Source organism: Bacillus sp. FAU20 (genome assembly GCF_056033865.1).
In genome coordinates this window covers 57,780-82,798 of sequence record NZ_JBVYHY010000011.1, presented here as the reverse complement: position 1 = coordinate 82,798, position 25,019 = coordinate 57,780, and the positions used below count along the sequence as shown (strand labels likewise).

Below are 25,019 nucleotides of genomic sequence, written 5' to 3'. Positions count from 1 at the left end.
TTTTCTCTCAGCTTATATGCAATATGTATCATTACAACTTTGGCCATTTAAAGAAAAGAGTTTTAGTTACATAAAACAACTTAGTTACTTTATGTAAGTGAGTATACATTCGTAATTAATTTACGTCAAGTAATTAATTATAAAAACATTTGTTACTAATAGTAAGATGTTATATAATTTATTTTAGGAGGTGAAGGAAAATGAATGATTCTACATTATGCCCTCGCTTTGAAAAAGGAATGAAATTTTTTAGTCAACGATGGACAGCACTAATTATTTATCAACTTTTTTCTGGATCTCAGCGCTTTTGTACGCTTGAATCTTCTCTTCCTGTTAGCGGAAGATTACTTTCAGAAAGATTGAAAGAATTAGAACTAGAAGGAATTGTCGAACGTAAAGTCTTTCCTGAGACACCAGTTCGTATAGAATATTCTTTAACTCAAAAAGGATTTGCTTTAGAAGCTATTATTCGCGGAATAGAAGAATGGTCACAGGAATGGATAGAACTTGAGGAATAACATAAAAGCTTTTTCGTATATAGTTTTAAGTATCAAATTACAGATACCTATTATTAAAACGCTAATTTTTCAAGCATTTATGAAAAGCTAGCGTTTTTTAATAAATAAAATGTAAGAAATAAAGCAAGGTGATCAAAACGATCACCTTGTTACCTTACAGATTAAAATAGTGTTTTAAAATCTTTTATTCATACATACTCGATTAATAAAAAAACGAATAAGTTTTTTTATTACTAAACAGTTTTATTTTTACAATACAGTTAGCTTCTCCTGCTATTTGCGGACAGTAAGACCACCACTGATTAAATTTCTATTTTATTACATTCGAATATTACTTATGAAATTTCACACGCTCTTCAAGTGGTTGGAATTCTTTTTCACCTGGTGCAGCTGTTGGATTACCAAATGGCATTTGTGCAATTAGTTTCCAATTAGCAGGGACATTCCATTCTTGTTTTACCTCATCGTCAATTAATGGATTATAATGTTGTAAAGATGCCCCTAATCCCTCTGCTTCTAAACCTGTCCACACGACTAATTGGTGCATACCTGATGCTTGGTGTGACCAAATTGGGAAGTTTTCAGCATATGCAACAAATTTTTCTTGAAGCGATTTAACGATAGCCTCATCTTCAAAGAATAGTACTGTTCCATAACCAGCTTTAAAAGAATCCATTTTTTGTTGCGTTCCTGAGAATTCTCCATCTCCAACTACTTTTCTTAATGTTTCAGTTGTAATATCCCATAATTTATCATGAGCTTCACCAAATAATACAACTAATCGCGCAGTTTGAGAATTGAAAGCTGATGGAGTATATTTCACAGCAAACTCCACAATTTCTTTAATTTTTTCATCCGATACTTGTACCTCTTTGTTAATTCCATAGTAAGTACGTCTTTCTTTCAGTGCAGTATAGAAATCTTTTGTCATAATTCCATTCCTCCTAAGTTTTAATATTCTTCAAAAGGATACATCTCAAAGATAATATGCGTTTAAATGAGTTCATTTTTGAATCATTGAACTTCCTATCACCCATTGCCAGTCATTCTAAATCTAAACACACTGCTTCCTTCAGTTTCCCTAAAAAAGCCTTATAACATCATTCATAAAATCTAATCATCATTCGGTATTATTTTACCCATTCTCTATTCATGTATCCTGCTTGTTTCATATTTACACAAACATGAAAATAAGCTTAAATTGATAGTTAAAAAGCCAGGTAGCATGAATAATGCATTACCTGGCTTTTTACATTTTAAATTTAACTAAATATTACTAACGAACTGTAGTAGAAACCATACTGGTCACTTATTTAATAATTAACATCTCATAAGGATTTGCATATTAGTAATTGCTTATAATACTCCATTATCTAATATGAAAGTATAAAAATACTTTCATTACTGATTCAACTGATTTTTCACCGCTCTTATAACCAATTCATGATCTTCTTCTGGTGGTAATCCTGAAACTGTTATCATTCCAATAACCCCTACGTTTTTTATTCTGATAGGAAAGCATCCACCAAACGCAGCATATTCCGAAGTATCTAAAAGATATTTTTCATTATATGAAATTCCAGTTATTTCACTTTGTATCTGCATATAATACGAACTACGATCATGTAGGGAAACGACTCGTTTTTTACGCTCAATCCATTTCGTATTTTCCTCATTTGTCCCTGTCATCTTGAAATGAAATAATTGCACACCATTTTTCGTTATATCAACAGCAATCAATTTCCCCTCTTTCTTCGCTGTTTCAACGATAAATAAACCTATTTGCAAGGCATCTTCATTTGTAAAAGAGGAAAATTGAAGTGTTTCCTCCTCTTTTAAAATTTGTTTACTTATTTCATTCAAATTTGAAGTACTCATATCTTTAACCTCCATAATTGTTTTATGCCACACCGACATTTTTTCGAAATTATTAGGCCATATGGTACAACCTTTCAATCAATTTGATTCTAAATAAACTACTGTAACATCTTTGGTAACTAGTAGTACCGTAAAGCTTGTTTTCTTCTTACTGGTGCTATTATGAATGACATTCAAAGTTATAAAAAGTACTATTCTACTTATCCCTATCTTACAGAGACTATTATGAAATATATTTAACATCTTAAAAATGTATGTACTAAAGAATAATATTTTTAATCACTAACTTTTTTGATCAATCGTTATAATCCAATTTCATCAAAATTTTTATCAATTATTACACTATCCAACAATAGGAGGAAACAAAGATGGATGAAAATATATCCAAAAGCTGAAAAGCAGTTGAGTCCCTTGAGAGAATAGTTATAATTCACTACATATAGAAATAGACATACAAAAAACGCCATCCTTTCCTATAATTCTAAAGAAAGAATAGCGTATTCTTTTCAAAAATGATTTCTTTTATTGAGAAAATTTGATTCTATATTATACATAAAAGGGCAACCAGTGCTAAAACAGCTGGAAGTCCTTGTTTCACAATAATTGATTTATTAGATGTGAAACCTCCGAAAATAGCTGCTATCACCACACAAATCACGAAAAATAATTGGACCATATAACCAATTGGATTGAGCCCAAGTACAAGTCCCCAAATGAGACCAGCCGCTAAAAATCCATTATATAAACCTTGGTTTGCAAACATAATGGCTACGTTTCGATCTCCTTCTAAATGCTTCGGTAATTTGAAAGCACGTTTTGCTACTTTTGAATCAATAAAAAACATTTCAAGGATCATGATAAACAAATGTTCTAATGCTACGATCCCGACTAAAATAGCTGCGATTATTTCCACACTATTCTGCCCCCTACACTCTCTATTCTTTAATATTCTCCACATTTTTTTGCATCTGTAATAGAACATGAATAAGTATTTTGCGTTCTTCTCCACTGATATTTACGAACATTTCCTTCATAAAATGTTCCTTTTCTTTCTTGTCAAAACATTAATTGATATATCAATTATTGATACATCAATTAATATACACCTCTCTTTTTATTTTTGCAAGTTTTTTTGCTCAATTGGTTTTATTTTGTTCCAGCAACTTTAAACCAATTCAAAACATCAGTTTGCATTTCTAGAAATCATAATTACTTTAAGTTCATTCTAACAATCATATTTAACTAAATATATAAAAGAATTGAGTTATATCTCCATCAATTTATAAAAATTAATTTTTTCTAAAAACAGATACTTTACGTTTTTTATAGTAATAAAAATCATTTTTTGTTTCAGAAGCAATCCATTTTGTTAGCTTGATGGGCATAGGATAGCACCCAGATGACGAACCAATTATCTTTCAAGAAGACGGCTAGAAAACTGGATTTGGTAGGGGAGTTGCCTACTTCCCCGATCCAGATGGTACTAATTTAGAGCTAATTGCTCCAAAAAGGCCATTCAGACATGAATAGTTAAAATAAATTAATACCGAAACAAGCCACCTTCTGCCTGGAAGGTGGCTGTTTGTCGGCAAGTTGATAGAATGACTAAAAAAGGACAAACTCTCCAATGTGAGAAGTTTGTCCAAAAAGTTTTTCATGTTAACTATTTTTACACTAATACGAATAATAATGAATTAGAATAATGACTTAATACTTGCTAAGACAGTAAGTACACCTACAATAATAACAAATACGTTGCTCATTTTCCCTTTGTATTTAGCTAGTACTGGCACTTTTTGAATCGCATACATCGGTAATAGACATAAGATAGCAGCAACTAAAGGACCGCTTAGAGAATCAATAAGTCCAAGAATACTTGGATTTGTATAAGCAACAAACCAGCATGATAATACAACAAAAGTAAGGATTACTGTCTTAATTGTTTTTTCTTCAATATCTTTTCCACGTGATTTACCAAACTTAATAATCATGTCACGCATTACTTCAAATGCTCCGATATAATGGCCAAGGAAAGACTTTGTAATAGCCACAAAAGCAATAATTGGAGCTGCAATAGTGATTACAGGCGAATTAAGCTCATTAGCAAGATATGAAAGAATTGATAAGTTTTGTTCTTTTGCCATTTTTATATCATCTGGAGTCAAGCTCAATGCGCTACTCCAAACGAAGAACATAACAACAGCGAATGTCATGATATAACAAACCTTTTGTATTTGCGCACATTTAGCATCAGTGGCTTCGATTCCATACGTAGCTCTCTGTTTCACAACAAATGATGAAATCATAGGTGAATGATTAAATGAGAATACGATGATTGGTAGAATCATCAATATCGTCCCAAAATAGCCTGTTCCTGTTGAAGCAGTTGAAACAGCTGAAAAACTAAGCATTGACGTATTCCACTGTGGAATTAAAGATATTGCGATAAAAAGTAGAGAAACTATGAAAGGATACACTAACATACTCATTACCTTTACAGTAATATCTTGACCAAAATTCAGTATAGCGATAAGACCAAGAACTAATACAAGTGATAAAATAGCTCTTGGAGGTTCTGGCATGTGCAATTGATGCACGATAAAACTACTTGCAGTGTTTGTAAGCGCAACCGAATACATTAGCACGATTGTATAAATTGAACCGAAATATACGATGTTAAAAATGATACTCGCTTTATTTCCGAAATACTCTCTAATTGTACCTGTGATCCCCTCATCAGCAGAATTAGAAGCGTATATCATTTTAGCAAGCGCCCTATGTGAGTAGTACATAACTGGATATGCAAGTAATGTAATTAGTAGTAAAGATAATAAACCACCTGAACCTGCATTAATCGGTAAAAAGAGCACCCCTGCTCCAATTGCAGTTCCAAATAGACTCAGTGCCCATGTAGTATCCTGCTTATGCCACTTTTTCGGATCTGCATATTGCTCATTTTTTAGTGCGGTATTTTCAGCTTGAACTTCTATTTTCTTTGCAGTATTCCCGTTCATATAATAACTCCCCCTTGTATCTATTCCTGCATCTCTCTTTGCATCTAACAAATATTCCCTTTCTGGAAAATGAATTCCTTACAAGTTGCCCCACATTGTATGTCCTTCATCATAATGAATCCAAATTGAAACATTCACTAATTAGCGTCCTAATATAATTGTTAGCGTTCACAAAAAAGTTTACTCGTAATATCCGCTCTTTATATAAAGACCCCTTAAGAGAACAATATAGAATAGACTTCATAAATACGTTGCAACATTTCTAATAACAGTGTATTACTTTAATGGTTTCTCTTTTTTACTTTTAACAGTAATTTTAGCTAAACCGGCCTCTCTTAATTTGCGAGGCATTTCTTTCTCAATTCTATACATTACCTTCATAACTTCGGTAGCACTGATGATATTGCTTACACAAGCCACTGAAGCACATTACATACATTTCGCCTCTAATCACACACCTTTCTTACTAAGAATCGCATTTTTTATATTTTCTCCAGAGATAATAAAATTTCTCTCGACGCCCTCATTATAACGTGTATATTTATAAAATTAATATTTTTATATTTTCAGAAATATTAAAGTGGAATAATTTTATACAGATAATATTTTACAGTTAGCATGTAGCCATTGTTTTTATAGCTTAAAGCTGAATTAGTTAGTAAAAAAATACAATAATACATTATCTTTCTAGGTGATTTATTATAAAGATACTTATATCCACTTTTATCAAAAAATTTTATTTTAAACATAAAAGATATTGTAATAAATAATTAATGTAGGTAAAAAGAAAAAAACCAAAAATACATAAACCAAATTTCAGGATATATATTATCAATATTGAATTCATATACAATTTAAAAAGCTACACTGAGCAAAAAACAAAAAAGCTGCCCCATATGGACAGCTCATTTACATAATTATCGTTATCAGGAATACACAAACAAATCAATTCAATATCATCTTAATTGTAATTTGTTCGGCTCTTCTTCAGGAATATCTCTATGTTTGTAATGAATCGTTTTTACATCGTTTCCCTTTATGCGAAAAGTAATTGCGTCCTCTCCATAAGGCGGATTGTGTGCACCCTCAAAAGTTTAAATTTTAAAATCCCTCATTAACTAGCTCTTTTATCGAGTTTAATTTTGAAGAAAGCTCGATAAACCATTCTTCATCCCCTGTTAATAATGCAAGATCTATAAGATAAAGGATTTGTTCCTTATTTATTACCTTTGATTCAGGGAGTTTGTTAACGTGTTTACTAAAGAGTAAAATCGCTTCGTTTATTGTGTACTTGCCGTCACGTTTCACAATACTAACTGTAACTATATCCTCCACATCATCAAGTGATACAATATAACCAACTATTAATTCACCTTCATTTGATATTCCACGAACCCAATCTCCTACTTTTAAAACATGATTATTATTTGACATCATACCGTTTCACCTTCTTATAAATATTTTTTGTGACGATAAAAAAGATATAAAAACAAATTATACTGTAATATTTTTCATTACATTTAAGTGTTAAGAACTCACGGCTATATAATAATTAAGCCCCCTTAACGCTCTTGATTGATAAGGTCAACAACTTCTTTCATTGTATAATTCTTTAAGTATTCACCTAGATGTTCTTCAGCACCTAAGAAAATAGCGAAAAGAACTTTTCGCATGTTCGAACCTACAACACACTGATTGTTTGATTCCGGACACTTCGGCTGCAAAGCACCTTCAGAGGTTATCTGATAAATATGCCAAAGATTAATTTCATCTAAATCGCGAGCGAAAATAAAACCTCCACCAGTTCCCTCTTTCGATTGTATAAATTTATGTTTTTTTAACAAACTTAGCACTTTACGAATACGTACTGGATGTACACCTGCACTTTCTGAAATAGCATTACTTGTTGACATCCGGTCTGGCTGTAAAGCTAAATAAGTTAAACTGTGAATGGCCAAGGTAAAGTCGCTGTTCATGATTTTCCTCCTACGATTCAAAATATTGTTTTTCATATATTAACATACTGTAGCCATAAATATTACAGATAGGTTAGAACGTTAAAACATATAGAATACTTCTTGCCATAAAAAATTAATTCTCTTATATTCTATCCGGTCCCACCTATATCTGATAACTTCATTTAGCTTTTTAAGTTGAAAATAAAATTAAACACTCCACTGTTTCTTCACTTGTTCTTCTGCCAACTGTTCAATTTTTGTCCAAATCGTATCTTTACTCACAATAACATTTGTTTGATAATTTCTATCATTATAATTAACTGTAACACATACTTCAATCATCTTCTGCTTCCTCCTTTCAAAAAACTTTTTCTAAAAAATACTACTTATTAATTGGCCAATTTTTGCAATTCAATGTTCAAAAACGTTCGAACGCTACGTGGTAAAAATTTACGAATTTCTTCCTCATTAAAACCAATCTGCAATCTTTTCTCGTCCAGCATAATTGGGCGACGTAACATTAGTGGATGCTCAATTATTAATGTATAAAATTCATTGAGCGAGAGCTCCTCAATATTTATATTTAAGTCCTGAAAAGTTTTCGATCTAGTTGAAATAATTTCAGTAGCCCCCTCTTCAGTTAAACGAAGAATTGATTTAAGCTCATCAACTGTCATAGAATTTGATACGATGTTTTTTTCAATATAATCAATTTGATGCTCTTCAAGCCATGCTTTCGCTTTTCGGCATGAGGCACAGCTTGCTGTTGTATATAGAATTACCATATTTAACTCACTCCTTTAATGTTATGAAACGTACATTTTAAACATCGTTTATTGAAATGTATTAAAAAAAATTACAGTTTAGAATCAAATACAAGCAATATTATTTATTCGAGAATATTTAATTTATCTACATTTTACAGACGATAACAACTCACTTCTAAAAACTATACTGTAATTTTAAACTTTACAGTTCTATAAATCAAATGTTAAGTCTTGGATTCATTCTATTAACTTATAATAGGAGCAGTTGAGACAATACTTGCCTCAACCGATTTTTATATCTCTTTATAATTTTTTGCAGTAATGACTGTTTCAAACTCAAAGGTTTCGGGTAGATGATCTGCATAAGAATATTCAAAAGTTCGTCCATCCGTTAAATAAGCTACTTGTTCAACTCGCATTAGGAAATCCTGATTTGTTAAGTTCATAAACTGCTTTTCCCTATCATCTGGGCGAATTCCTTTAACCCTGACAACAGATGTCCCTACTTCAAGACCAAGTTTATTTTGAATATGTGAGTATATCGACTCCTCTAAAACAGAAGCCTCAACACCTGGGATAACCGAAATTGGCATCCATGTATGCTCCATAATCGTCGGAATGCTGTGAATGATGCGGAGGCGAATGATTTTATAGACGAAATCACCGATTGAAACTCCCAATTTCTCAGCAACTACTTCATCAGCCCCAACAATCGCAAACTCGATAATTTTACTTTCTACCTCACTGCCGTATACAGCTTTCGTACCCGTTAAAGTTTGAATCATTCGTGCCTTTTCCTGTTGACGCCAATCTTGCACCACTGTTCCACTTCCGCGCCGGCGGATAATGTAGCCATCTCTAACTAATAGATCCAGCGCTTTCTTAATAGTAAGGGCTGAAACACCAAATTCTTCAGCAAGGACGGGGCTACTCGGAATTTTTTCGTTGATTTTATATTCACCGTCTAAAATTTGCTGTTTAATCTTTTGATAAATGCCGAGGTATTTTACTTGTGTTGATCCGCTTGCCATTTCCATACCTCCTTTATACTGCAAACTCTCTTCTATTCATTCAAATGTAAAGCCTCAAGTTTGTAAACTGAAGGTGATGGGGCAGCAAATCCATTTTCTAAGATTTCAATATTCGTTACCACTTCTTCGTCTTTCACAAGTTTTGGTGCACCATTTATAATTGTTTCATACGCGGCATCATAGAAACGACCGTAATCACCAAGTGGCGTTTTAATTTGTTTTTCAATCCAGTCACCATTTGCATTACGATACTTAGCAACTCCATAGTACATCGGTGAATCTTCACCAAACCCTGCACTCTCAGGCATAATCCCCGCTTTCAAATCATTTTCCTGCTGATCTTCACCGTATTTAATAAATGATCCATTTGTTCCATGGACGATAAAGCGTGGATAATCTTTTGCTACGACATGGTTTGTTTTCAGCTTAATCTTCAACTGATTTCCGTAATGTAAACCAACATCGAAATAGTTATCAACCGCACCTTCCATTTCATTATTACGAATATCGTATGTCACCGTATCTGGACGGCCGAATAGTGAAATCATGCGGTCCATCGTATGAATACCTAAACTATAAAATGAACCTTCTTCTTTTGGAGCTTCATGAGTGATTGAACCAGGACGGAAATAATCAATATGTGATTCAATCTCAATAATATCACCAAGGAATCCTTGTTCAACTACTTGCTTCACAGCTAAAAAATCACCATCAAAACGGCGGTTTTGATAAGGCATAACTACTACACCTTTTTCTCGTCCTAAAGCTAATAATTCTTTCGCATGTTCCACTGTATCGCAAAATGGTTTTTCAACGATAACTGATTTTCCAGCAAGTATAACTTTTTTCGCTAATTCGTAATGCGTATGTGCTGGCGTACAGACCGTCACCACTTGAATTTCTTTGTCATTCAACAATTCATCCAAATCAGTAGTGAAGTAAACACCTTTTTCCTCATATGGAGCCGCTAATTTTTCATTTATTTGCCGTACAAAAATCGTTTTTATTTTTATATTATTACGTGTGTTTACATAAGGTAAGTGATAGCGGTTAGCTGACTTTCCAAATCCAATAAAGCCCATTGTTAATGTCATATTTTTCAACTTCCTTGCTCATAAATTTTCGTTTCTATATTTATTATATAATTTAATCATTAAAAGTATATAGTTTTAACTTTATAATTATATATTAAATAAAAAATCCACGATAAAATTCATTCTCACTATAAGTTATGGACCTATAAAGTGAAACTTTAATCAGTGGGGCGGTTTATCCCCTACTGATTATTTACCCGTAAATACCGGGATGAAAAGGAGCGTAATGAACATGGCATATACTACTATATCTATGGAAATTTTTGGATCACCTGAACAAGTATGGCAATTAATCGGAGGTTTCAACTCCCTTCCAGACTGGTTACCTTATATACCTAGTAGTAAATTAACCGAAGGCGGTCGTGTACGTCATCTAGCTAATCCAGAGGGTGAAACAATTATAGAACGCTTAGAAGTATTCAATGATAAGGAACGCTACTACATGTATTCAATCATGAATGCACCGTTCCCGGTCACTAATTATTTATCTACAATCCAAGTTAAAGAAGGTACTGAAAGTAACACATCATTAGTAGAGTGGTCTGGTACGTTCACTCCTGTTGAGGTTAGTGTTGAAGAGGCAATAAATCTGTTTCATGGTATCTACAGCGATGGACTGAAAGCATTGCAGCAAGCATTTCTAGATTAATTCATGTAATTGATTGAGACGAGAAAGTTAATTAACAGTCAAATATTCGATTTTGTGGTTAAATTCATTATGAAAGATAAACAAATACAAATTTCATGCACTCTTGTTAATTACACGAAATAAAAAATACTACCTCCAAATGGAAGGTAGTATTTTTATTAATCCGGAAAAACAATTAATCCCTCTTCTTTTTCCTCCTGTTTTAAATCTTCTTCTGGGAAGTTTACAGTTGAATTTTTATCCCCGGTTCGTTTTGTTTCTTCACCTGGAAATACGAAAGTTGAATTTTCTTTTCCTTCATTTTTTTCTACGTTATCTGGAAATACCATAGGATCATTGGTAGTCAAATCACTATGAAATCCAAGGTTAGACAAAATCGCTTTTAAATCTGGTAAAACCCCTATTTTATCAGATGATGGGTTATTAGACTTTGTGCCTGTATTAGGATTACTTAAAATTGCTCTCAATTCTTTTGGTGTATATGCCTTACCTAAATGTTCTTTAGCAATCCCTTGAATTGATACAGCAGCCCCAGCAATTATAGGCGAAGCGCTAGAAGTACCACGGAAGTTAGAAGTATAACGATTCATTATATTCTGATCTGTAACTTTTTGTCCTTTACTATTTTGATTTTGATATGTATCTAATGTATCAACATACTCTCCCCAACCATATACATCAATTCTACTACCATAGTTAGAGAAACCTAAACGTTTATGAGGAACTCTTGCAGTAGATGCTCCAACTATAATAGCTCCTGAATCTTTAAAGTCTGGACTATTTCGATTTAAAATCTGTTTACCATTACGGTCTTTAAATTCATCTAAATCAATCCCACCATTACCAGCTGCTTCTACAATAATAATGCCTTTATCTGTACCTTTGCGAATTGCGTTAAATATACTCGGGTATACTTCTACTGGTAAAGGGTCATCTCCATATCCATCATATTTAAAGGATTCTTCTATTAATAAAACATCTCCAGCCTGTAAAGAATCTACGGCACTTAAAATAGCATCTCTTACATCGATTCTCCCATTATCTCGAATCACTGAAATTACTTTTGCCTTTGCTTTTGGTGCAATCCCAATGTTCCCAATCCCATTGTCAGCTGCAGAAACAACACCTAGAACTGAAGTACCGTGAGAAAGATCATTACTCATTTTTCCAGACATAAATTCAATATTTTGACCGACTAAATCTTCATGATTTAATAACCAGCCTTCTTCCAAATCTACAAAGGTTGCTCCTTGACCATCTCCTCCTTTAATTCCCCAAGCATAAGGAGCATTAATTCCTAAAGGTGCCTCTTCAAGATATCCCTGTCTCGAAAATCTACGATCATCATAAGGATTCACTGATAATACAGGCAATCTCGAGCTAGGCGTTGTGTTTATACTCTTATTAGAACGAACTTGTATTTTACTAGAATCGTTATTAGCAGCATGTACTGTATTTGTTACAAATGTCGTACCTACTCCAGCAAAAGTTGTAATTGCAAGTGATGATATCAACATACCTTTAAAATTTTTCATCTTTCCACCTCTAGTTTTCTATTAGAATTAACATATTTAATAATGTGTATGAACCGAAATGCTTTTTATCTTATTATAAAAATTAATAGATTTTATAACTTTTTGATTTACATAAAAACTCCTTTCATTCTTGTAATTCAATGTGTATATTTCAAAACAACAAACTCACTGTAACCATTATAGTTACACATTTATTGATTTTCAACTACGAAATATAAATTTTAAAAAATAAATTTATATTACTTTAAAACAGCATTAGCCTTTTACGCACATAAAAAAGCAAAATATCTGTCCAAATTACAGCGATCAATAAGTTTATGGACTGCGAAAGAAATACGAAAAAGCAAAGCACTAAGTGCTTTGCTCCTTATAACATTCCTTTTAACTTTTCACCAATTAACCTCGCTACATACTCATAGCCTTCTGGTCCAAAGTGTAATCCATCTTTTTCATCATTTTCTACAAATCTTTTATAATCCCGTTCTTGAATCATTTCAGCGAATACGTTTAGAAAATAACTTCCTGTTTCCCTCGCCACTTTCTCCACCACGTCTGCATACTGACCCAGCACTCTATTTGTTCTATTACGCTGTCTTTCTTCATCAACTGGTGCAGGACTAATCAGTAGTACTTTATCTGATGAAATATGGTTCACAATCTTCTCTAAGTTTTCTTTATATGCTTGTAATGACACTTGAGAAAAAGAAACTGCATCATTCGTACCAAGAAAAACTGTTACGAAATCTGGTTTATATGATATTACATCTTCTTCAATCCTATTTAACGCATCCAATGTATTATCCCCTGGAACACCTGCATTCACTACTTTCCATTTCGGAAACATCTCTTGCAAACGTGGTGTTAATCTCGGCATTCCATCAAAAAATGTTTCATCAGCTGTAATACTATCTCCAAAACATACTAACGTTTTCATTAAGCTACTCTCCTTTTACGTATGAAACAACTTTCCTTCTATTGCTTTTATATATCTTTCAGCAGAACGTTCAACTGCCCCATTTGCATTTTCTTTTACTACTCGATGAAAAGCGTTGTATAAACGATTAAACTGTAACGGCTTCACTCGGTTCACCATTTCTTCCACTTTTCTCGCTGGTAATGGAATTAAGTTTGGATAGCTGTACATAAAGCTTACCCACTTCTCATCTGCTACGACTTGAATAATATCACCTGTTAACAAAATCCCTTTTCCATCATTACCTTCTTCCCAATGCAATACAGAACCACCACTAAAATGTCCTCCAAGACGATGTACAGTAATCCCATCCGCTAATTGTAAAGACTCACCAGACCAATAAATAATACGACTACTTGGGCGCATCACCCATTCTTTATCATCTTCATGTATATAAATTGGTACATCAAATGTCTCTGCCCATTCTACTTGCGTTGAATAATAATGAGGATGAGACAATGCAATTGCATCTAATCCACCAAGCTCTTTTATTTTCGCAATTGTCGTTTCATCTAAATACGTAATGCAGTCCCATAGTAAACGATATGACTCTGTTTTCACTATAAATGCCGTTTGACCGATCGCAAATCCTGGTTTTGTCGTAATACTATAAAGTCCATTTTCCTCTTTGATTATTTCATTTTTATATGTATCATCTGTTTGCAAATTTTCTAAAGTCGTCCAAGACTGCCCTTTCGGATTCACATACTGCCTTTCTTCATCACAAATATGACAACTCACCGGTTCATCTACACTCGCTGCATACTGCACACCGCACGTTGTACAAACGAAATTTTTCATAATAATTTCCCCTATCCCTATATTTTTATTAAGCTGATTTTTGTTGATAATGATCTACTTTTTTATTTTCAATTAATAAACTTATAAAAGTAAGTAAATAGACAACTGTAACCAATAATGGCATTACAGTAAATCCTTTTTCGCTTCTGCAACATTCATCTCACTATCTCCCCCAAAATATTTGTACTATAAAGTCACCTCAACCTCACCCATCCAATAACGCCAAGCTTCTAAATAATCTTCTAAATCTTTCGGGTGGTGCCGTAAACATGTATCTATACGCAAATATAATCCTATGACTATTTCTTCATATAAATCACGGTCTTTTTTATGAAATACACATTGTTTCATCGCATAATCGATTGTTTCTTTTGTTAAATCTTCCGGGGTTGAACAGAACGCATAAATTAAATCATATATAGGATTTCCTAACAATGGTAAAGGATCAATTACACCATGCAGCTCATTCTCTTTAAATATAAAGTTATGAAATCCAAGATCACCATGTAATAAAAACGGCTGATTTATTCCAGCGTCCCTATTTGCTAACTTAAGAACCGTTCTATACTCTTCTTCACTTATGTAACATCTTACATTTTCATGAGCTTCTATCACATTTGTTGTTAAAAATTCATTCCAAGATTGAACCGGATTTTCTTTCCATCCCCAGCCATCAACCTCTGTAGCTACTTCATACTTATTGATAACTTTCTTTACAAGTTTACAAAGAACACTCCGTTTATGGCCTAGTTTGCAAGAAGTTGTGCCCTCAAGGAATGAGTAAACAATATAGCGATTTAAAGGTTCCTTATATAAAAGCTTTGGAAATAATTCGTCCTTTTTATAAAACTGAAGAAAATAAGCTTCTTCACGTATGACATCCGATTCATTCAACTTTATAACGTTTGTTCATCTAACAAATATATAGTACTTGTCGTTCCCCCGTTTAATGCTTTTACGCTATTTGGATAATGTGAAACAACTTTTTCCTTAACTAGTTGTGCAGTGATTATTGAAATGTCCATTCTCTCACCCTTCAACTCCGAATATTCCCTTAATTCAAAAGACAACTTTACTATTATTTGACAAACATAAGGGAATTCCCCCTAAAAATCTTAATATAACAAAAAATAATTTTATTTCATTGCAACTGCTTCCTTCAATATTCCATTATATAGTTCATTCCATTTATGGTAATGCGATGTGATTTCTTCACTCCAAATGATCTTCATTTAATCTAGTAATTTCTATTGAATTATCTCTTTCTTTTAACTTATGAGCCAAACTTTCTACACCAAACACTTCTGTAAACGTATGACTGCCTACAATTAAATTAATTCCTTTAAATTTCGCATGTTGAACTGTATATAATGTTTTTTCACCGGTTATGTACGTGTCACACCCTTTCTCTAATGCACGCTCAATCAAATTTGTGTTGTTTCCTGCACCGGTTAAAATCGCAATCCGTTTTACTAGTTTATCGTGATTTCTCCAGCTCTTCACTTTCTCTTCCATTTTTTCTTCAAGTTTTCCAACTAAGTTTGAAAAAGGAATCGCTTCTTTATATTCTCCTATTCCCGGTAGTTCTTCTTCCTCATAGGTTGAATATTCCAGTATTGTATCTATCCCAATTTCGTTAAATAACGATGTACACGTGCCAAACTTTACAAAATCTAACGGCAAATGAATCCAAAAATGATTCATTTCATATTGCTTCAATTTCTCAATACAAGCCTCTTCCATACCAAATAAAAAACTCCACGGCGCATGATGTGTAACTATCATATCGACTCCATTTCGATACGCTTCTTCAATAGTTTCTAACGTTAAATTTGTTGTGTAACCGATTTTGTGAAACTCTTCTTTACTTATATAAGTAAAACCATATTCATCATCGCCATATTTATGAAGATGCTCTCCAAATAGTGATGTTATATGTTCTTTAAACTGCTTTATATTCATTTTTATTTCTCCTTTCATTTACTTTTATATTTCATAAATAAGGAAATACTAAATTACAACGTTACATACATATAGGAGGACAATATGAAACCTGAATTTTTAAAAGCTGTACATGATGCAATCGGAAATGTCGAACACATTCATATAGAGGAAAGCGGTGCTGACAGCTTACTTATTCATCATGATGATGCACAGCAGTTACAACAAGTTGCTAAGGCGTTAGAAAATAATAATTTCCGCTCCGCTTTAAGAACAACTGGAGATGCTTCGTACATTGAAGTATTGAACAGATAATGAAAGTCCGGATGTATTCCGGGCTTTCTTTTTTATCGCGCTATTCACCGAGCAGTAAGACCCCCACTGATTAAAGTTTCACTTTATATCGAAATTTCAAACTCTTTTACATACACCGCTGTTCCAGCAATATCTATTTGTAACTTTTCGTTTTCTATCCCTTTCGTTACATAAACAGTTACACGACCATCTTTATTTATTTCCTGTCCTTGCTCAACGATTAAACCCAATTCATGTTCAAAATCTTTCTCTAAATACTCCGCATAATACGCTCCCATTACACCTGAAGCTGTTCCTGTCACTGGATCTTCAGTCGTCCCAGCGTAAGCTGATGAAAAATGACGGCCGTGCATTTGTGCTAGTTCATCATAAGTTTCTAGACAAATGGGGTGAATAGAAGCATTAGGTATTTCTTTTAATACTGATGGAAATGCAGCATTATTAGGTGTCATTCTCTCACATGCATTAAGATTTTTAATCGGTACAATTACAGTCCAATTACCAGTACTTCCATATACAATCGGTAAACTTACATCTAAATCATTTACTTCTAAACCGATACTTTGAGCTAATTCTTCTTTTGAACCTGTAAACTCTTTAAACTGAGGTGCTGCCTGTCTCATTTTAATAAAGGTTTCTCCATTTTCATTTACACCTATTTGTATCGGTAAAATCCCAGCCTTCGTTTCAATCGTAAGGTTACTTTTCTCTTCTAATAAACCTTTTTCGCGCAAGGCAAATATCGTCCCTACTGTCCCATGACCACATAAATCCATTTCAAAACCAGGTGTAAAATAGCGCATTCTTATATCTCCTACTTCTGAGAAAAGAACAAAAGTTGTTTCGTTATATCCAACTTTTTCAGCAATAATTTGCATTTCCTCTTCCGTTAACCCACCTGCTTCTAATACAATACCTGCTGGATTTCCCTTATTTGGTTTATTCGTAAATGCGTCGTAATGAAATACGTTTATAGTCTTCATTTTCTTTTCTCCTAACCTTCTTTAAAGATTTTATAATAAAGCTCTATCTTCGTTTTCAACGAACAATTATTTCTCCAAAATATCCTCTGCATCTTTTCATTTGAAGTATGTGTGCTTCCAATGTAATAAGTAGCCCCCATTTCCTTTAACATATGCAACGATTGAAGATGCATATGGGAAGCAATTCCTTTCCCGCGATAATAAGGCATTACCCCAAAATAAAATAATCGTCCTTCACTTTCTGTTCCAGTTTCTATATGCGGTATGGACATACCAATCGGCTCATTTTTATCATAAAAAACAATACATGACTTTTCCCAGCCCGTACCTAACTCTGTTTGCACTGAATAAAAATGCTCATCGATAGTTAAAATTGAAGTTTGATTCCCTGAACCCGACATACATTGTTCCCAAATATATTTAAATTCTTTTTCCGCTAACGTTCCTTCTGCTATTGATCGATATGTATATTGTCTTTCAGGTCCTTCTACATTGTTCAATTCTCTACATACTTCTATCTTTGCGGCATACAAAGAAAAACCGGCATCAAGTAACACTCTCACACTTGATTTATAACTACTAAACCTTTTGTTTAATACAATACTCGCTCTTTTTAACTCCCAATTAAAACAAACTTCTTCAAATCTACTTATCTTTTCTTTATAAGTTTGTACATCATAAAGAACATTCTCTTCTATCTCTTCAATCGTTACTGCATTTGGTAAGCCATTTAATACTTTTTTAGAAGGGCCAAATAGATTCTGAATGATTGCAAGATCGTATATCACCACTTCAATTCCCCCACACCAGGCTTAATAAACTTTCCTGAAATATCCTCATTTGAATCTATTACCCAATCATATATATTTTTTGCTCCTTCAGCCGGAGTCATATTCGCATCAAAGGCACCAATATCAGTTTTTAATTTTCCTGGGTGAATGGCAGTTACACGAATTCCTTTATTCTCAAACCCTTGTTGTAAGCAGAGTGTTAACATATTTTGTGCAGCTTTAGCAATTCGATATGAATATGAGAACTGGCCTTGCGGAAACTTTTTGTTCGCCATTTTATGTAATGATCCTAATCGAGAGGACACATTTATTATTCTCGGATGATTCGATTTAGCCAACGCCACATATGTACCTTTTACAGCCCGAATTACACCTAAGCAATGAATATTAAATAAGTTCGTTAACTCTTCTGAATTTGTATGTAAAATCTCAGTCTCCTTCCCAGTAATGCCAGCGTTATTTATAACTAGATCAACATACTCTGTATATTCCTCAAGCTGCTTCTTAATTTGCTCCGTACTCTCATCAGCCGATAAGTCTGCCATTATAGGAAAACATCTACCACTAAATATTTGCTTCAATTGCGTTACCGCAACCTCAGTTCTAACTAATGGATAAACGATATGCCCATTTTCATAAGATACTTTTACTAACTGTAATCCTAACCCGCGGCTGCCACCTGTAATAAACACTCTCATATATTCATCTCCTTATTTTTATAATAAATAAGAAAATCCATCCACTTACCATTCTCTAATGAAAACGCCTCTCTCTTGCATTCAAATGAAAAGCCTGCTCTTTCCGCAAGACGCACTGATGGCTCATTATCAACACATATATGTAATTCGATTCTATGAAAATCAAGGCTACTAAAAAATAACGGTAACGCAGCTTTCACACTTTCAACACCATATCCATTTCTCCAATATTGATTATGTATCGAGTATCCCATCATCGCCCATTGATAGTCCATACGTAAAATTTTTATTAGCTCTAGCTTTCCAATTTAGCTCCGTCTTCTTTACGAAAAATGCCTAATACATACATCTCATCTCTATGTGCTGCTTCATCAAAACCTCTTACCCATTCCGTGAACCATGCTTTTGTTGATGATGCCAGAACTTGATAGCAATCGTCATATTTATACTGCGATGGCAGTCTCTTGTTAAATCCATCTAACCAACTTTCATAATCACCTTTTTGAAATGGACGAATAATGAGTCTATCCGTCTCTACTTCTAATAACGGTAGCTTCATTTAATTTCATCCCTCGAATTATTAATTGAATATTCTTTATCATCTTACACAAAATACAAAATCTAGTAAATTATTATGTTTTTGATACATAAAAAACCAGTCATGCTTTATACATAACTGGGTTCTCCATCGTTTCATAATTTTCTATTTCACAAGAACTGCATCTCGTAATTCCCTCTTCAACACTTTTCCTAAAGCGTTTTTCGGCAACTCATCTATGAATACTACTTCTGGTATTTTATAACTTGCTAATTTCTCTTTGCAATACTGAAGAATACTTTCTTCTGTTAATGTTGTTTCGCTATCCTTCACAAGATAAGCTCTTGGAACCTCTCCCCAAAAGTCATCTGGAACTCCAACTACTGCAACTTCTAAAACACCATGTATTTCATGAATAACATCTTCTACCTGATCTGGATATACGTTGTCACCACCGCGTATAATAACGTCTTTATATCTTCCCATAATATGCAGGAATCCATCATCATCTATCATGCCAGCATCACCCATGTTAAACCAGTTATCTTTTACTACCTTCTTTGTCGCCTTTTCATTATTCCAATATCCTTTAAACATGTATGGACTTTTCACATGAATCTCTCCAACTTCATTTGTTGTTAGTTCATGTCCTGTTTCCGGATGAACAATTTTCACCTCTACATTTTTCAAGGTCTTTCCTACAGAAGACATCTTTTCTTTTCCCATCATTGGATGCCATGAGGTTACAACCCAACCTTCTGTACTACCATAGCCTTGCACCATATATATGCCTTTTTCCATATATTTTTGAATGAGTGTTTCTGGCACTTTTGTACCACCGCTTTGTGCTACTTTAAAGGTTGAAATGTTACGTTCTTTTTTATGTAGTTCATCAAGCATGTAGCTATAAACGGCTGGGAAAGCAAGCATCGTAGTAATTTTCTCTTCTTCAATCTTATCCCAAATAAGAGCAGGATTCGAATCAGCTAAGAAGATCATCGTAACGCCATGATAAATACAATTTAAAATAGAAAGCACGCCACTCATATGAAACAATGGATGCACAGATAAAAAGCGTTCACCTGCTGGGATTTCTCTTTGTCCCGCAATTTCAGCAAAATAATGATGTAAGTTTTTATGTCCAATTACACATGCTTTCGCCTGTCCAGTCGTTCCTGATGTAAACAAGTAAATGGCATCGTCTTCTTCATGAACTTCTACGTTCGGTTCTGTCGTTGGCTGTTTTTGCAACTCTAATTCAAATGAACCAAAGCCTTCTTTTGTCGTTTGAATTACATAAGGAATTTCTTTAACAGCATCAACCTTTAATAACACTTCACTAAATTCTTCATCAATAACTAACACTTTTAATTTCGCTTCTTTTACAATCGTTTCTAATTCATAAACAGTCAGCTGATGATTTAGCGGAATAAATACCGCTCCAATTTTTAAACTTGCCATCATAACGCTTGGAAATGGGTGATTATTTTTGCATAGTATTCCTATACGATCTCCTCTTTGCACACCATTATGTAACAAATAATGTGCAAACTGATTTACTCGTTCATTATATTGCTGAAACGAATATCTTTTCTTCCCCCCTACAAGCGCTTCCAAACTTGGTGATTGCATTGCTCTCTTTTGTAATAATTGTCGCATCGTTCTCAAGTAAAACTCCCCTTTATATATGTTAGGTTTTTTATTTTACCAGATTAACTATTAATTTACTAAAGATTACACTTAGTGAATATAAGAAGAATATAAAATAGCCATTTACTTTACAAGTAAATGGCTATTTCCCATTATATATTAGAATACTTCTTGTTCATCACATATTGCACATACTCAGGTGCACTTTTATCAATCTCTTCATCACTTAGTTTATATTCTGCACCATATAAATAAAAGGAAGGTATAAATTCCATACCTGTGTATAAGCATGTAGCTTGGAATGGTTTCGTCAACTCATCCATTGTAATTCCACTATTTTCATAGTCTTTTTCTAATCCACCTATAGAAATAGCTACACCAAATTCTTTCCCCTTCACTTTATCTCCTTTAGATCCGTACGCAAATCCATATGTTAATACATCATCGAACCATTTTTTTAATAATGGTGGTGAGCTGTACCAGTAAAGCGGAAATTGAAATATATATCTGTCATGTTCTACTAATAACTTTTGCTCTTCTTCAATATTAAACTCCCAATTCGGTGCCACTTTATACAATTCATGCACCGTAATTTCATCCGAATATTTCTCAAGTTCTTCAATCCATCTTTTATTAATTTTTGATTTTTCAATATCAGGATGTGCTACAATTACAAGTGTTTTCATCTTTTTTCATCCCCTTTATAAATTATTCAACCCTTTACGTATTAGTATGAATGAGTCACATATAATTGAAAAGTACGTACTTTAAAGTGCTATAGGAACCTTAAAGTACCTGTGGAGGTGTTATATGAATCAAAATGATGACTGCCCAATTGCAACTACACTCGATGTAATCGGTGGAAAATGGAAAGTTCATATTTTATGTGTCTTAATAGATGGAAAAATGCGAACAAATGAAATCCGACGAGAAATTCCAAACATTACGCAAAAAGTTCTTACACAACAACTTCGGCAACTTGAAGCTGATGGTATTATCCATCGTACTGCATATCAAGAAGTTCCACCAAAGGTTGAGTACACACTAAGTGAATACGGAAAATCTTTAATGCAAATTATGGATGAATTATGTGAATGGGGGAAAGATCATCAAATGAAAAGATTACATGACTAAAAAAACATTACCGTCTTTATTAAATATTCTACATTCATATTAGTAGTTCAATATTTCTACTGAAATTTTATATTAGAGGGACTCCAACAACTCGTAATTTAGAACCCCAAATCTTTCAGAAGTAAAAAACAATAACATTCATCTATATCTTTATAACAAAAGTATCCTATACTTTTCACCTTATATTTTACTCGGACATTTTTTATTAATTGAACCGCATCCTAGTTGTTAGACATATAGTCAACAATTTGAGATGTGGTTTTATTAGTCGAATAACAGTTCTCATCAACTTTAATAATCATGACTGCACACAAAATACTTTGCAAAGAATTCCTGTACAAGCTGATTTTTCACATAGACTTACCAAATAGCATTTTTATAAAAAACTTCTCACATTTGAATTGTACAAGCATATTTTATTATATGGGGACTCCCTACTCATAGAAAACTACCTTTCTACTCTAAGAGCGCGCATATTTGTGTGCTCTTAAATTATTTACAATAAAATAAAGAGTTTATTAATTTTCTTAATTCACTATCAGAAAAGTACCCATAATAATATCTTTATATTTATCTATTATTTTTTATAAAACTATATTATTTTGGAGTTGGTTAATACGTTACAAAAAACTGACCGTGTAATCATTATGGTCCCTCCATTTTCACAAGTGTTTGTTACATTTTACTCATCATCAGGAGAACTTCTTTCATCACAAATCTTATCTAATACCTCTCCACATCCTGTATCAATGTATGCACTTAATGAAATGGAAAGTGAATTATTTGAAGTCGAGTTAAAACCACTACTACCTCATTAAAACTACGAATAGCGGAAAGACCTTTACAACTCCCACATGGAACTATAGCAGTAGCATTTTTAGTAAAAATAGCACAAGCATAAGAAGCTACAGCCTTTAATGCAAACGCCATTACATATCAATGCTACCCAATGGCTACTGCTGCAGACACGCTATATAGCTTTAACTACAACTATGTAGACTTCTCCTAGGAACTTCATTTTAGTTTCCAAGGAAACTAAAATGAAGTATAATTATATATGTACAATAGATAGCATTTATAAATCTATTTACAATTTTTTACATTAGCTCTTAAACAATTAAATAAATGGAGGGCATGATATGGACAATTATTATGATGTAGCGGTAGTTGGTGGTGGTCCAGTTGGGCTTATGGCAGCATGTGAATTAGCTATTCAAGGCGTAAAAGTTGTTGTTTTAGAGAGAAGATTAGACCGGGTACGAAATTCTAGAGCACTCACACTACACCCCCGCTCCTTAGAATTGATGGCTATGAGAGGTATTGCAGATCGATTTTTAGCTAGAGGCAAGAAATTAAATACAAGTCATTTTGCTGCCTTAGATACAAGATTAAACTTTAAAAATTTAAATACTGATTTTCCGTATACACTTTTTATTCCCCAATCTATTACAGAAGAAATATTAGAAGAACGTGCATTAGAATTAGGTGTAGTCATTAAACGTGGGCATACTCTGAAAGACTTAAAACAATATGAAACATTCGTACAACTAGAAATAGAACAAAGAGAAACAATATATAAAATAGAAGTTCCATATGTAATAGGAGCTGATGGAGCAAGAAGTAAAGTTCGTGAATTATCAAATATACCGTTTAATGGAACAAACACAACAACTACTGCTATATTAGGTGATGTTATTTTAGAAAATATACCAGATACTCCATTTTTATCTACTTCTAATATAAATGGGATATTAATGATGGTACCTATTACACCTGATGTATTTCGTTTTGCAATTGTTGATCCTAAGAATCAGACAATACCCGTTCATGTTGCTGTTACAGAAAAAGAGTTTATAGATAGTATTTATAGTATTACAGGTGAACATCTTCAAATTAAGAGCACAATATGGCTTTCTCGTTTTGGCAATGCAACCAAACTAGCAAATACTTATCAACATAAGCGTGTATTCTTAGCAGGGGATGCAGCACATATTCATTTCCCTGCTGGAGGACAAGGTTTGAATGTAGGCCTACAAGATGCTTTTAATATAGGCTGGAAATTAGGGCTCGCAATAAAACAAAAAAAATATGAAAGTCTATTAGAAAGTTATCATATTGAAAGACATGCTGTGGGAAAACAATTTTTCAAGGAAGTACAAGCGCAAGAACAATTAATGATAAACTTTTCAAACGCAGGAATGGAATTAAGGGATTTATTTTCGCACTTACTTACATATCCCGAGATAAATCACGATTTATCTGAAAGAGTAAGTGGGTTAGGGGTAATGTATTCATCGATGCACGATACAGAAAGACATCCATTGATAGGAAAAAGATGTACAAATCTCACTATTTCTTCTCTAAATAAGAAAAGTTATAAACTCTTTGAATTAATGAAAGATGGTAACTTTATTTTATTAATACACCCTTCTTATATAGATAAGATAAATAAAATGAATATTGATTCGCACATAAAGGTAGTTGTAGGAGAAATACAAGATTCTGAGTTAAAAAATATAGATACCATTTTGATTCGACCAGATGGTCACATTGCCGACATTGAGTATACCAAGATAGATAACTGGGAATATTCCTGAAAAACGATTATCAACCGTATTAGTGATACAATATAAATTCACTTTTATAAAACGAAAAGAATCCTATTTATTTAGGATTCTTTTCGTTTTGCCCATCTCACTATTTATAAAAACATGTCCACAAGGGAAAAATATTAAACTTACAGTTAACTAT

The 25,019-nt window shown here is 33.2% G+C and carries 25 protein-coding genes and 5 pseudogenes; 7 read left to right on the top strand and 23 right to left on the bottom strand.

What is annotated here, in order from left to right; all coding sequences use genetic code 11:
• Window positions 1-200 precede the first annotated feature (200 nt).
• A complete protein-coding gene (locus AC0OM3_RS08840) occupies window positions 201-518 on the top strand; it encodes a winged helix-turn-helix transcriptional regulator (RefSeq protein ID WP_001000104.1) in 318 nt (105 codons plus the stop codon).
• Between the two features lie 331 nt (window positions 519-849).
• Here AC0OM3_RS08840 and AC0OM3_RS08835 read toward each other — a convergent pair whose 3' ends face one another.
• The 3 genes from AC0OM3_RS08835 to AC0OM3_RS08825 form a co-directional block, all read right to left on the bottom strand.
• Window positions 850-1,449 carry a nitroreductase family protein gene (locus AC0OM3_RS08835; protein ID WP_000158943.1) on the bottom strand — a complete coding sequence of 200 codons (600 nt, stop codon included), beginning with the start codon at window positions 1,447-1,449 and terminating at the stop codon, window positions 850-852.
• Window positions 1,450-1,919: 470 nt separating this feature from the next.
• Entirely contained in the window at window positions 1,920-2,435 is a 516-nt protein-coding gene (locus AC0OM3_RS08830) for a heme-degrading domain-containing protein (RefSeq protein WP_116777641.1), read from the bottom strand.
• 502 nt (window positions 2,436-2,937) lie between these two features.
• Window positions 2,938-3,309 (bottom strand): DUF1304 domain-containing protein, encoded by a 372-nt coding sequence (locus tag AC0OM3_RS08825; protein WP_000402471.1) that lies wholly within the window; start codon window positions 3,307-3,309, stop codon window positions 2,938-2,940.
• Between the two features lie 482 nt (window positions 3,310-3,791).
• Here AC0OM3_RS08825 and AC0OM3_RS08820 point away from each other — a divergent pair.
• Window positions 3,792-3,926, top strand: a pseudogene (locus tag AC0OM3_RS08820) (VOC family protein); the annotation flags it as partial.
• A 164-nt stretch (window positions 3,927-4,090) separates the two neighbouring features.
• Here the strand turns inward: AC0OM3_RS08820 and AC0OM3_RS08815 are convergent.
• From AC0OM3_RS08815 to AC0OM3_RS08780, 8 genes and pseudogenes are all read right to left on the bottom strand, one after another.
• A complete protein-coding gene (locus AC0OM3_RS08815; protein WP_001014169.1) occupies window positions 4,091-5,410 on the bottom strand; it encodes an aromatic amino acid transport family protein in 1,320 nt (439 codons plus the stop codon).
• 956 nt (window positions 5,411-6,366) lie between these two features.
• Window positions 6,367-6,504: pseudogene (locus tag AC0OM3_RS08810) on the bottom strand (DUF3888 domain-containing protein); the annotation flags it as partial.
• A 7-nt stretch (window positions 6,505-6,511) separates the two neighbouring features.
• Entirely contained in the window at window positions 6,512-6,847 is a 336-nt protein-coding gene (locus AC0OM3_RS08805) for an IDEAL domain-containing protein (protein ID WP_000987461.1), read from the bottom strand.
• Between the two features lie 125 nt (window positions 6,848-6,972).
• Window positions 6,973-7,386 carry an Rrf2-family transcriptional regulator SaiR gene (saiR, locus tag AC0OM3_RS08800; RefSeq protein WP_001083465.1) on the bottom strand — a complete coding sequence of 138 codons (414 nt, stop codon included), beginning with the start codon at window positions 7,384-7,386 and terminating at the stop codon, window positions 6,973-6,975.
• A gap of 189 nt (window positions 7,387-7,575) precedes the next feature.
• The gene (locus tag AC0OM3_RS08795) at window positions 7,576-7,710 is read right to left on the bottom strand and encodes a BA3454 family stress response protein (RefSeq protein WP_000573530.1); all 135 of its coding nucleotides are present in this window, start codon (window positions 7,708-7,710) and stop codon (window positions 7,576-7,578) included.
• 47 nt (window positions 7,711-7,757) lie between these two features.
• Window positions 7,758-8,153, bottom strand: coding sequence for a transcriptional regulator SpxA (gene spxA, locus AC0OM3_RS08790; RefSeq protein WP_000236190.1), 396 nt, complete (start codon window positions 8,151-8,153; stop codon window positions 7,758-7,760).
• Window positions 8,154-8,428: 275 nt separating this feature from the next.
• A complete protein-coding gene (locus AC0OM3_RS08785; protein ID WP_000146278.1) occupies window positions 8,429-9,166 on the bottom strand; it encodes a GntR family transcriptional regulator in 738 nt (245 codons plus the stop codon).
• Window positions 9,167-9,198: 32 nt separating this feature from the next.
• Window positions 9,199-10,260: an oxidoreductase gene (locus AC0OM3_RS08780; protein WP_000176634.1), complete on the bottom strand. Its 1,062-nt coding sequence runs from the start codon at window positions 10,258-10,260 to the stop codon at window positions 9,199-9,201.
• Between the two features lie 232 nt (window positions 10,261-10,492).
• On the opposite strand from AC0OM3_RS08780, the gene AC0OM3_RS08775 reads away from it, so the two are divergent.
• Window positions 10,493-10,909, top strand: coding sequence for an SRPBCC family protein (locus tag AC0OM3_RS08775; protein ID WP_000332042.1), 417 nt, complete (start codon window positions 10,493-10,495; stop codon window positions 10,907-10,909).
• A gap of 158 nt (window positions 10,910-11,067) precedes the next feature.
• On the opposite strand, the gene AC0OM3_RS08770 is transcribed toward AC0OM3_RS08775, so the two are convergent.
• The 6 genes and pseudogenes from AC0OM3_RS08770 to AC0OM3_RS08745 all read right to left on the bottom strand — a co-directional run bounded on the left by AC0OM3_RS08770 (window position 11,068) and on the right by AC0OM3_RS08745 (window position 16,180).
• Window positions 11,068-12,444 (bottom strand): S8 family peptidase, encoded by a 1,377-nt coding sequence (locus AC0OM3_RS08770; RefSeq protein ID WP_046945742.1) that lies wholly within the window; start codon window positions 12,442-12,444, stop codon window positions 11,068-11,070.
• A 367-nt stretch (window positions 12,445-12,811) separates the two neighbouring features.
• Complete coding sequence (locus tag AC0OM3_RS08765; RefSeq protein ID WP_474211459.1) at window positions 12,812-13,378, bottom strand: SGNH/GDSL hydrolase family protein; 567 nt, start codon at window positions 13,376-13,378, stop codon at window positions 12,812-12,814.
• A 15-nt stretch (window positions 13,379-13,393) separates the two neighbouring features.
• Window positions 13,394-14,218 carry an MBL fold metallo-hydrolase gene (locus tag AC0OM3_RS08760; RefSeq protein ID WP_000788155.1) on the bottom strand — a complete coding sequence of 275 codons (825 nt, stop codon included), beginning with the start codon at window positions 14,216-14,218 and terminating at the stop codon, window positions 13,394-13,396.
• Window positions 14,219-14,246: 28 nt separating this feature from the next.
• Window positions 14,247-14,363: pseudogene (locus tag AC0OM3_RS08755) on the bottom strand (DUF7010 family protein); the annotation flags it as partial.
• 41 nt (window positions 14,364-14,404) lie between these two features.
• Window positions 14,405-15,243, bottom strand: a pseudogene (locus AC0OM3_RS08750) (aminoglycoside phosphotransferase family protein).
• A gap of 187 nt (window positions 15,244-15,430) precedes the next feature.
• Entirely contained in the window at window positions 15,431-16,180 is a 750-nt protein-coding gene (locus AC0OM3_RS08745; RefSeq protein WP_001022436.1) for a Nif3-like dinuclear metal center hexameric protein, read from the bottom strand.
• 84 nt (window positions 16,181-16,264) lie between these two features.
• Between AC0OM3_RS08745 and AC0OM3_RS08740 the strand changes: the two genes are divergently transcribed.
• Window positions 16,265-16,474 carry a hypothetical protein gene (locus AC0OM3_RS08740; RefSeq protein WP_000801650.1) on the top strand — a complete coding sequence of 70 codons (210 nt, stop codon included), beginning with the start codon at window positions 16,265-16,267 and terminating at the stop codon, window positions 16,472-16,474.
• 83 nt (window positions 16,475-16,557) lie between these two features.
• On the opposite strand, the gene AC0OM3_RS08735 is transcribed toward AC0OM3_RS08740, so the two are convergent.
• The 6 genes and pseudogenes from AC0OM3_RS08735 to AC0OM3_RS08710 form a co-directional block, all read right to left on the bottom strand.
• Window positions 16,558-17,457, bottom strand: a complete 900-nt coding sequence (locus AC0OM3_RS08735; RefSeq protein WP_000849333.1) for a PhzF family phenazine biosynthesis isomerase — start codon at window positions 17,455-17,457, stop codon at window positions 16,558-16,560.
• A gap of 11 nt (window positions 17,458-17,468) precedes the next feature.
• Window positions 17,469-18,245, bottom strand: a complete 777-nt coding sequence (locus tag AC0OM3_RS08730) for a GNAT family N-acetyltransferase (protein ID WP_002164109.1) — start codon at window positions 18,243-18,245, stop codon at window positions 17,469-17,471.
• Entirely contained in the window at window positions 18,242-18,946 is a 705-nt protein-coding gene (locus AC0OM3_RS08725) for an SDR family NAD(P)-dependent oxidoreductase (RefSeq protein ID WP_474211455.1), read from the bottom strand. Before AC0OM3_RS08725 ends, AC0OM3_RS08730 begins: the two co-directional genes overlap by 4 nt.
• A pseudogene (locus AC0OM3_RS08720) lies at window positions 18,943-19,505 on the bottom strand (GNAT family N-acetyltransferase). Before AC0OM3_RS08720 ends, AC0OM3_RS08725 begins: the two are co-directional and overlap by 4 nt.
• Window positions 19,506-19,649: 144 nt before the next feature.
• The gene (locus tag AC0OM3_RS08715; RefSeq protein ID WP_003302073.1) at window positions 19,650-21,143 is read right to left on the bottom strand and encodes a class I adenylate-forming enzyme family protein; all 1,494 of its coding nucleotides are present in this window, start codon (window positions 21,141-21,143) and stop codon (window positions 19,650-19,652) included.
• A gap of 143 nt (window positions 21,144-21,286) precedes the next feature.
• Window positions 21,287-21,820 carry an NAD(P)H-dependent oxidoreductase gene (locus AC0OM3_RS08710; RefSeq protein WP_000855231.1) on the bottom strand — a complete coding sequence of 178 codons (534 nt, stop codon included), beginning with the start codon at window positions 21,818-21,820 and terminating at the stop codon, window positions 21,287-21,289.
• Between the two features lie 124 nt (window positions 21,821-21,944).
• Between AC0OM3_RS08710 and AC0OM3_RS08705 the strand changes: the two genes are divergently transcribed.
• The 3 genes from AC0OM3_RS08705 to AC0OM3_RS08695 all read left to right on the top strand — a co-directional run bounded on the left by AC0OM3_RS08705 (window position 21,945) and on the right by AC0OM3_RS08695 (window position 24,865).
• Window positions 21,945-22,268: a winged helix-turn-helix transcriptional regulator gene (locus tag AC0OM3_RS08705; RefSeq protein ID WP_001072961.1), complete on the top strand. Its 324-nt coding sequence runs from the start codon at window positions 21,945-21,947 to the stop codon at window positions 22,266-22,268.
• Window positions 22,269-22,870: 602 nt separating this feature from the next.
• Window positions 22,871-23,086 carry a hypothetical protein gene (locus tag AC0OM3_RS08700; protein ID WP_157405320.1) on the top strand — a complete coding sequence of 72 codons (216 nt, stop codon included), beginning with the start codon at window positions 22,871-22,873 and terminating at the stop codon, window positions 23,084-23,086.
• 321 nt (window positions 23,087-23,407) lie between these two features.
• Window positions 23,408-24,865: an FAD-dependent oxidoreductase gene (locus AC0OM3_RS08695; protein ID WP_000371166.1), complete on the top strand. Its 1,458-nt coding sequence runs from the start codon at window positions 23,408-23,410 to the stop codon at window positions 24,863-24,865.
• Window positions 24,866-25,019: the final 154 nt, after the last annotated feature.

Coding starts and splice junctions, on each gene's coding strand:
- AC0OM3_RS08840 (WP_001000104.1), top strand. CDS start 201: ATGAATGATTCTACATTATGCCCTCGCTTTGAAAAAGGAATGAAATTT.
- AC0OM3_RS08835 (WP_000158943.1), bottom strand. CDS start 1,449: ATGACAAAAGATTTCTATACTGCACTGAAAGAAAGACGTACTTACTAT.
- AC0OM3_RS08830 (WP_116777641.1), bottom strand. CDS start 2,435: ATGTCGGTGTGGCATAAAACAATTATGGAGGTTAAAGATATGAGTACT.
- AC0OM3_RS08815 (WP_001014169.1), bottom strand. CDS start 5,410: ATGAACGGGAATACTGCAAAGAAAATAGAAGTTCAAGCTGAAAATACC.
- AC0OM3_RS08805 (WP_000987461.1), bottom strand. CDS start 6,847: ATGATGTCAAATAATAATCATGTTTTAAAAGTAGGAGATTGGGTTCGT.
- saiR (WP_001083465.1), bottom strand. CDS start 7,386: ATGAACAGCGACTTTACCTTGGCCATTCACAGTTTAACTTATTTAGCT.
- AC0OM3_RS08795 (WP_000573530.1), bottom strand. CDS start 7,710: ATGATTGAAGTATGTGTTACAGTTAATTATAATGATAGAAATTATCAA.
- spxA (WP_000236190.1), bottom strand. CDS start 8,153: ATGGTAATTCTATATACAACAGCAAGCTGTGCCTCATGCCGAAAAGCG.
- AC0OM3_RS08785 (WP_000146278.1), bottom strand. CDS start 9,166: ATGGCAAGCGGATCAACACAAGTAAAATACCTCGGCATTTATCAAAAG.
- AC0OM3_RS08780 (WP_000176634.1), bottom strand. CDS start 10,260: ATGACATTAACAATGGGCTTTATTGGATTTGGAAAGTCAGCTAACCGC.
- AC0OM3_RS08775 (WP_000332042.1), top strand. CDS start 10,493: ATGGCATATACTACTATATCTATGGAAATTTTTGGATCACCTGAACAA.
- AC0OM3_RS08770 (WP_046945742.1), bottom strand. CDS start 12,444: ATGAAAAATTTTAAAGGTATGTTGATATCATCACTTGCAATTACAACT.
- AC0OM3_RS08765 (WP_474211459.1), bottom strand. CDS start 13,378: ATGAAAACGTTAGTATGTTTTGGAGATAGTATTACAGCTGATGAAACA.
- AC0OM3_RS08760 (WP_000788155.1), bottom strand. CDS start 14,218: ATGAAAAATTTCGTTTGTACAACGTGCGGTGTGCAGTATGCAGCGAGT.
- AC0OM3_RS08745 (WP_001022436.1), bottom strand. CDS start 16,180: ATGAATATAAAGCAGTTTAAAGAACATATAACATCACTATTTGGAGAG.
- AC0OM3_RS08740 (WP_000801650.1), top strand. CDS start 16,265: ATGAAACCTGAATTTTTAAAAGCTGTACATGATGCAATCGGAAATGTC.
- AC0OM3_RS08735 (WP_000849333.1), bottom strand. CDS start 17,457: ATGAAGACTATAAACGTATTTCATTACGACGCATTTACGAATAAACCA.
- AC0OM3_RS08725 (WP_474211455.1), bottom strand. CDS start 18,946: ATGAGAGTGTTTATTACAGGTGGCAGCCGCGGGTTAGGATTACAGTTA.
- AC0OM3_RS08715 (WP_003302073.1), bottom strand. CDS start 21,143: ATGCGACAATTATTACAAAAGAGAGCAATGCAATCACCAAGTTTGGAA.
- AC0OM3_RS08710 (WP_000855231.1), bottom strand. CDS start 21,820: ATGAAAACACTTGTAATTGTAGCACATCCTGATATTGAAAAATCAAAA.
- AC0OM3_RS08705 (WP_001072961.1), top strand. CDS start 21,945: ATGAATCAAAATGATGACTGCCCAATTGCAACTACACTCGATGTAATC.
- AC0OM3_RS08695 (WP_000371166.1), top strand. CDS start 23,408: ATGGACAATTATTATGATGTAGCGGTAGTTGGTGGTGGTCCAGTTGGG.